At 59.6% G+C, this 6716-nt stretch carries 8 protein-coding genes; 3 read left to right on the top strand and 5 right to left on the bottom strand.

Going from position 1 to position 6716, the window contains the following annotated elements; all coding sequences use genetic code 11:
• Positions 1-401: 401 nt before the first annotated feature.
• Complete coding sequence (locus tag KBZ15_RS15455; RefSeq protein ID WP_255016090.1) at positions 402-1451, top strand: DUF4145 domain-containing protein; 1050 nt, start codon at positions 402-404, stop codon at positions 1449-1451.
• Positions 1452-1808: 357 nt separating this feature from the next.
• Here the strand turns inward: KBZ15_RS15455 and KBZ15_RS15460 are convergent, their stop codons facing one another.
• On the bottom strand, positions 1809-2696 hold the full coding sequence (locus KBZ15_RS15460) for a hypothetical protein (protein WP_255016091.1): 888 nt from the start codon (positions 2694-2696) through the stop codon (positions 1809-1811).
• A gap of 36 nt (positions 2697-2732) precedes the next feature.
• Positions 2733-2921, bottom strand: a complete 189-nt coding sequence (locus KBZ15_RS18750) for a TIR domain-containing protein (RefSeq protein WP_396123511.1) — start codon at positions 2919-2921, stop codon at positions 2733-2735.
• Positions 2922-3295: 374 nt separating this feature from the next.
• Here KBZ15_RS18750 and KBZ15_RS15465 point away from each other — a divergent pair, with 374 nt between their 5' ends.
• Positions 3296-3985 carry an SIMPL domain-containing protein gene (locus tag KBZ15_RS15465; protein ID WP_255016092.1) on the top strand — a complete coding sequence of 230 codons (690 nt, stop codon included), beginning with the start codon at positions 3296-3298 and terminating at the stop codon, positions 3983-3985.
• Between the two features lie 48 nt (positions 3986-4033).
• Positions 4034-4312, top strand: a complete 279-nt coding sequence (locus KBZ15_RS15470; protein WP_255016093.1) for a hypothetical protein — start codon at positions 4034-4036, stop codon at positions 4310-4312.
• A gap of 153 nt (positions 4313-4465) precedes the next feature.
• On the opposite strand, the gene KBZ15_RS15475 is transcribed toward KBZ15_RS15470, so the two are convergent.
• The 3 genes from KBZ15_RS15475 to KBZ15_RS15485 form a co-directional block, all read right to left on the bottom strand.
• Positions 4466-4744: a galactose oxidase gene (locus KBZ15_RS15475; protein WP_254932512.1), complete on the bottom strand. Its 279-nt coding sequence runs from the start codon at positions 4742-4744 to the stop codon at positions 4466-4468.
• A gap of 58 nt (positions 4745-4802) precedes the next feature.
• On the bottom strand, positions 4803-5801 hold the full coding sequence (locus tag KBZ15_RS15480; RefSeq protein WP_255016094.1) for an RAD52 family DNA repair protein: 999 nt from the start codon (positions 5799-5801) through the stop codon (positions 4803-4805).
• Between the two features lie 114 nt (positions 5802-5915).
• Entirely contained in the window at positions 5916-6542 is a 627-nt protein-coding gene (locus KBZ15_RS15485) for a siphovirus Gp157 family protein (RefSeq protein ID WP_255016095.1), read from the bottom strand.
• Positions 6543-6716 lie beyond the last annotated feature (174 nt).

Raw genomic sequence — 6716 nt, forward strand, 5'->3', positions numbered from 1 at the left:
ACGGGGCTGCGCAATCAGCTTCCAAGCAGTCATCCTCTGACTGCTCCTGTTCACCCTCCGGAAAGGGTCACAGGACCTCCTGAGTTACACCACTCGGAGGGGCGCTACCCTCAGGCTGCTGCTCCAGCCAGTTGAAGAGATCTTCGAGATCAATCTGCCCGGCGGTCCTAGAGCTGCTCATTTTCGCATGGCTGATCGAGGACACTGATCAAGTGGACATTCCCAGCTACTGCCAAAGGATCCCGCTCAGGGTTCTGGCAAGCTGAAAAGTAAGCTTATGCTACACCTCATTCCAGGCTCGACCAGCATTAGGCGCCAGAGGCTGGCTCGGATTAGCAAACCAGTAAATACAACTGTACTGATGCGCGCCCCGCGAGAATGGTTGGCGATGGGGGCCGTGGATGCTGCTTAACGCGTTTGACGTTGATCCTGGTGCCGATGAGCGCACCCTGGAGCTCCAGGTCGGAGAACTATTTGATCTCGGCCTCAAGACCGATCTCTTGGTTGTCTCAGCCAGACATGGCAGCTACGAGCCAGTCCCAGGCACTTTGATCCATGGACTGGCGCAGCAGTTTGGAATCTGTGCGGCCCAATTGCCCCGTGCTCTTGATCTCAGCTCCAGCAGCATTGGTGCCTGGGTGACGCCACCACTGGGCGAATCAGACATCCCAAAGGGCTGGCCGGTCGCTAGCGCAAGCCGATTTGGCCGGATCGCGGTGATCGAAAGCCCTGACGAGGAGTCAGCCAGCCATGAACAGGCCTGGTCGTCGTTCCTGCAATTGTTCAGTCTCCTGGCTGTGTTGCCCCTCCAGGGGATACTTTGCCCTGTGGTGGCCACGCCACTGCTGGCGGCAGGCAATCAGGCCATTGCTCCTGAGCGCTTGTTTCCTGACCTTCTGACATCTTGCCGTAATGGCTTTCGGCACGTACCAGAGCTGAATCGTCTGATCGTCTTTGACCGGCAACGTGAACCGCTGGAACAGCTGGCCCAACGGATCGACCTGGAACTTGGGCGCAGCCCCGGCATCCGCGATGTAGTGCCCTTGGGCGATCTGGATGCCCTGCGCATAGGTCTACTGGGGCTACTCAGGGGTTTTGGCAGGTTGCACCCCAAACTCGCAGCAGAAGTGGATCTCAGCGAACTCAGTCATCTGCTGGCGGCAGATCAGGTCACCCCTGTGGCGCTGGGCATGCACAGCCGCCGTCTGGTGGAGCGTCTTGTTTGCCACCACCTGGGCTGGCGAAGGGGCGGTCTATATCGCGGGCTGCAGATGCTCCAACAGCGGGAGGTGAGCCCCTGGATCCTCAGCTGCCTACACCAAGTGCGGGTCTTCGGTAACTGGATGGGGCATCCCTCACCCCCCGAACGTCACCAGGCTGTGACCAGCGTTGATCTGGCCACCATGCTTGGCGCTTTGCATCGTGTTCTGGAGGCTTATCCATGGATCTGATGCTGTGCCTATTGGGGGCAGCTAACCGTGGCGGCCAGCATATAGGCAGGACATCGACTTACTTTCGTGCATTTAGGTCGTAGGTCGCGACCGCACGATCAGTACCTTGCGTGCACCAGAAACCTTATATCACCTGGAAACTTTTTAACCTTGCCCTGGTTCCTCACCATATTCAAATTGCTTACAAATGGAGAAACGGCATGCCGCCCGTCAGACGCGGCCCTGCCTATGGCAATATCAGGCTTCGCTTGGCTGGGTCGTGTTTTACAGGTCTCCCCAAATGAGCATTATTTAACTCAAAAGGCTTTGTAAACAAGATATTCTTAATACTGAGCAACGCTTGCGCAATGTGTCAACTCATTCATTGCGAAGCATCTCCATTGGCACCTTGGCAAGCTCTTTGCCGGAGTCATTCCTAATAATGAAATTGAAGAGACTTCTTCCAGAGCGGGAAGAGGAGGCATCGCTGAGACTTTTATAGCCAAGGGTGCTAGCCAAGCCAACTGCCTTTTTAAATAGCAGAGAATCACCTTGGCGCTCTCGAGAAAATTGATTATATGCAGTTGATTTACTTGAGGGAGAGGAAGTCTGCATTCTTCCTGCTGTGATCATTGCATACGGAACTCTTGCCAAGACATTTGAATTACTGTCGCAGAGCTGATAGAAGATCAATATTTTAGAAGACCTCTCTCGACTTGCAGCCGAAATATTTGTCTTGCCGAGTTGTCTAACAGCAATATCCATGGCCAAGGTGAAATCATCGTTATATGATGTATATTCGTGGCTATCAGAATCAGGCTTATCAGCTTTCTCTGGCAATTCTTCCTTAGAACCATAATCAGGCGTATCTAGCGGCTCAAGGTGCATTTGAGCCGCTGAGCCAACCGAGGCAGCCTCTGGAATATTCTGAACAACAGTGCTTTGTACACGACTCTCCTCCTGTGAATCACAGGGTGGGCTGGAACTAATTTCTTCGCCTGTCAATAAATCATCGCAAGAATTGGCAAGCATGTCGGGGTTGCCAGGATCTTGATGTGGCCTCTCATCTCCAGGCCTTTTAAGGTGATGCGCTAGCTTCTCTAGTGCGTTGGCTTCGGGAATCGAATGAGCTTCAAGCCATTGGACATTCATTAAATGATATCGCCATGCACCTTCCGGCGATAAATCCTCTGCGCGGAAAGGAATAATCCGCGCTCCGCAGTCCATAGCAAGAGTCAACTCTTTTGCAACCTCTTTGCTTGCCATTGAGTTCCCCGTCCAAATCAACAAAAAATATTGCGATTACTCAATGAGGCTGGCTATTGATGCGGCCCAATCCTCCCCGGGGACGATGTCATCGGGCGCCTTAACGGCATCTATGTTATTTGCATTGAGATAGGCATATACAGCCGCTGCAAGCACTGCATCTGCGCCGGAATAGCTTATAAAAGTTCTTCGCCTCATTTTAAAAGCTTCAAGTAGAATGACCATTGCAGCGTGAATATACCACCGCCTTGATCAGTCGTTTGAAAGAAAGGCTTGGTCGCCCCTGGAGCAATGCGGGGGGTTTAGCGTCATTTTCTCCCAAGTACCAATTCAGCACCTTTACCAAGCAAATCGATTCAGGCGGCGGTTGCTGCCGGCAACTGATGGCCAGCATCAGAGAGACGTCCGTCCTTCGTAGGAGCCTTTTGGCGGCAACGCGCTTGCCTCCATAGCTTGAGTCAAGCCGCCAAACCGCTGTGGATCCCAGCTCCCCTGATCAAAACAGTTCAATCCACCAACACCCCGGCCGCCATCGGCTGCTGGGGTGGGCTTCAGCCAGCTGGGCTTTCCTCAGGCGCACGCCTTCTCTGGTGTTCGCCATGGCCGTACTGGGCCTTGGCCTCACAACAGCCAGTGGCGTGCTGGTGAAGGGCATCCGCAACGCCAACGACACGATCACCGTGACTGGCGCCAGCACCGAGCGGATCAGCTCCGACTACGTCGACTGGTCGGTCCAGGTGAGCCAGAGCGGTCCCAGCCAGCAGGCTTCCTATCAGGGTCTCCAGCCAGCGGTTCAGAAGACGGTGGCATTCCTGAAAGCCCAGGGCATTGAGCCCGATGAGTTGGAGCTTGATGCGGTGAAATCCGACAAGGAGGAGGTGCGCGATCCCCGCACCGGCGAGCTGCGCTCCACCACCTGGACCAGCAGACAGGCGATCCTGATCGGCAGCTGGAACGTCAACAAGGTTGACAAGATATCTGCTGAGATCGGCCAGCTGATCGGCCAGGGCGTTCCGCTCACCATTAATGAGCCCGCCTACACCTTCACCAAACTGGCCGAGAAGCGGGTCGACATGCTCGCCAAGGCCACCAAGGACGCCAAGGCGCGCGCTCGTGCCATCGCCCGGGAAGCCGGCGCCCACATCGGTGCCATCACCAACGCCGACACCGGTTCGTTCCAGATCACAGCTCCCAATTCCACCGAGGCCAGCGACACCGGCTCCTATGACACCCGCACCATCGACAAGGACATCACCGCAGTGATGGCCGTGACCTTCCGGGTGGATTGAGCCATGCCCAGAACAGCACTTCTGGCGGCACTTCTGGCACTCGCCCCCATGGCAGGTCTGGCCCAGCAGCCGGTTCGCCCCCTCCCGAAAGTGGGAGGGTGCCCGATCGGCTACTACAGCTCCGGCGGCTACTGCGTTCCGAGCTCTGGTGGTAACACCCGCGGCGCCATTGAGAAGGTGGTCGGGGGCTGCCCGCTTGGTTTTTATGCCTCCGGCAACTACTGCGTCAGCAGCCCCAGCAACGACAACGAGGCCATTGAGAAGACCGGTAAGAGCTGTCCGCTGGGTTGGTACAGCTCGAGCAGCTACTGCGTCAAAAGTCGCTGAACCATGGGCTTCCGCTGGCCGGCAAGTGCTGCCCAGGCGACGAAGGTCAGCTGCCCAGGGGCTGCGCCGTCATCAGCGGCATCGGGGCCCTGCCGGAACAGCTCGGGTGGTGAAGGCACGACACCAGGAAGTGCTGCAAGAGTGCAGCACCGCTCAGGCCACCTCAGGCGCCCAGCCCCGCTGTCGATGAACGTCCTCTGTCCAGCCGCTGCAGCGGCTTGTCAGGTGCTCGCCGTGGGCGATCAGGCCCTGATGCAGGTGGCAGGTGAGCAGCGGTATGCACTCGGGCCCGGGGTGGTGGCGGAAGAAGTGGCAGGTCATGCAGACCTGGCGGCTGCGGCTGGAGCGGAGCACCGCCTGATCCAGCCAGGGCCAGTCTTCGATCTCCTCCTTGCGGGAGGGCTCTAAGCGGGAGAGGGGGACCGGCACCATGGCAAACACAACATACGTACATCTGTACTAGCACGGTATGCATCTTGGCGCCAGGTCCTCAGTCGGTGCCCGGTAGGTGCTGCACAAGGAAGGCCTCAATCCAGTCGTGGTGGCACTTCTGGTTGATCCGATCGGCGATCGTCACCGCCTCATCTGGCACCTGAAATCGTTTGCGGAAGGCGCGGGTGAGGCTCTCCAGCTCGGGCCGGGGCAGAGCCCGCAGGCTGCTGTGGAGGTGCTGGATCGTCTCGGCATTAAGGGCCAAGTGGCTGGGATCGAACGGAGCTGATGGCGCTGGCGTCGAGGCCTTGGTCTGGGCGTGGGCTTTGGCTTGGGCCGGGGTCCCTGCAACGTAAGAGCGAGAGTTAGCCGCCGGCCGACTCACTGGAGGGCGCTGGGCTCCATCACCCTGGCCCGCTGCGCTGCTGACCTGCCGCTGCGCCTTGTCGTACAAGGCGAGGCCAAACGGGTTCCCGAAGGTCATCAGCGCCCGCTTCATGGCATCGGTCTCTGCCTCCTTGATGGCGGACTCATGGGCCTGGCCCAGGTCCACGTCGATGCCGTGGCCGGCGCCAGTGCCCTCCCGGACCAGGGGCGTAAGGCCTCCGGCTATGACGGTGATGCGTACGCGGGCGGTGTAGGTGACACCCCAGCCGGGCTTCTGATCTCGGCCAATCAAGCGCTCAGCTTGGGCAACGCAGCGGACGGCGATGGTCTGGCGCTGCCAGCCATCGAAACCAAAGATGCGGTTGGCTTCCGCGATTACCTGCCAACCCTCTAGGTAGCTCACGCGGCTGCTGCCCTGCTCCCGCTGGCGGACGTTGGCCCGATCCAGCGGAGCTGCCAGGGCGGCGAGCTGCTCGGGGGAGAAGCCAAGGGACTGGGCAGTGAGGGCTTGCGGCGCCGCGGCTGACTCTGGGTTTGCCGCGCTCTCCGCATCGGCCCGGCCAACGGAGTCCATCAACTCCAGAGCGGAGGGCGGCCGCTGTGCCGGATGGGGAGCGGCGGGGCGGCTGATGGTGCTGGCCCCATTGGCGGAAGGAGCGGCGACGGTCATGGCGATGGGAAGCGATGGAGCGAGAAGAAGAGAGGTGCGAAATCGGATCAGGAAGAAAGGGCCCCGGCTGCATCCCCGGAACCCTGCTGGTGAGGGGCCTCTGCCTGCTAGACGTCAGTGGATGCGCCAGGAGCGGCGGGAAAGGAGCTGAGCGCCGGTGATTTGACGGCCAGCTTTGAGTGCTTCCTTGATGGCGTTTTTGTCCGGCTTGCTTGTGGTGGAGAAGGTGAGCCACTCGGGATCGAGGGCCTGCTCGTCGTCAATCACCACCGCCTGGGATTTGCGGCTTGACAGCTCGTGATCGGGGAAGGAGAAACGCGTAGCCGCCGGCTGCAGCTGGGTGAGAACAAACACCAGCGATTCCTCCAGGGCATCGGCCCGGCCTGCATCACTCCGGGCCAGATCGGCGAGCCGCTTGGCTTGCTGCTGGCGGTAGGTGGCCTGACCGCGCAGGTGCTCGATCACCCAGCAGGTGGCATCGGCCTTAGCGGCGAGGGCAGCTTTATTGCCTTCCTCTGCCAGTAGGGCTGCCTCCAGCTCGGCGAGGGCCAGGGCCCGTTGCTCGGGATCATCAGTTTCCAGTTGCTCGGCTAGCTGGGAGATAGCGGTGGTGAGCTCCTGGGCCTCGCTGCCCAGCTGCCAGAGGGAACCTGAGCGCTGCAGGGAGCAGGCGGGGCCTGCCACCGGAGGAGCCGCTAGCGGAGTGACGGCAGCGGCCGGAATGGGAGTGAGAACAGCCATGGCACAAATGAGGAGAAAGGGGAACAGGGGAAGTGAGGGCAATGCCACCAGGTATCAAGGGAGGCTGGGGGCGTGGCTGATCTGCGCCACAGAGAGCGGCACTGGCGCATGGGCTGCCAAACGGCGGGCCTCTCTCACCAGCGAGGCGGTGCCAGCGCCACCGGGGAACGCCAC

Source organism: Cyanobium sp. BA20m-p-22, from assembly GCF_024346275.1.
In the GTDB taxonomy this organism is placed as follows: Bacteria; Cyanobacteriota; Cyanobacteriia; order PCC-6307; family Cyanobiaceae; genus Cyanobium_A.

Bases quoted from the DNA above. Each gene is read 5' to 3' on its own strand.
- KBZ15_RS15460 (WP_255016091.1), bottom strand. From the start codon at position 2,696: ATGGCAAGCAAAGAGGTTGCAAAAGAGTTGACTCTTGCTATGGACTGC.
- KBZ15_RS15465 (WP_255016092.1), top strand. From the start codon at position 3,296: ATGGCCGTACTGGGCCTTGGCCTCACAACAGCCAGTGGCGTGCTGGTG.
- KBZ15_RS15455 (WP_255016090.1), top strand. From the start codon at position 402: ATGCTGCTTAACGCGTTTGACGTTGATCCTGGTGCCGATGAGCGCACC.
- KBZ15_RS18750 (WP_396123511.1), bottom strand. From the start codon at position 2,921: ATGGTCATTCTACTTGAAGCTTTTAAAATGAGGCGAAGAACTTTTATA.
- KBZ15_RS15470 (WP_255016093.1), top strand. From the start codon at position 4,034: ATGGCAGGTCTGGCCCAGCAGCCGGTTCGCCCCCTCCCGAAAGTGGGA.
- KBZ15_RS15480 (WP_255016094.1), bottom strand. From the start codon at position 5,801: ATGACCGTCGCCGCTCCTTCCGCCAATGGGGCCAGCACCATCAGCCGC.
- KBZ15_RS15485 (WP_255016095.1), bottom strand. From the start codon at position 6,542: ATGGCTGTTCTCACTCCCATTCCGGCCGCTGCCGTCACTCCGCTAGCG.
- KBZ15_RS15475 (WP_254932512.1), bottom strand. From the start codon at position 4,744: ATGGTGCCGGTCCCCCTCTCCCGCTTAGAGCCCTCCCGCAAGGAGGAG.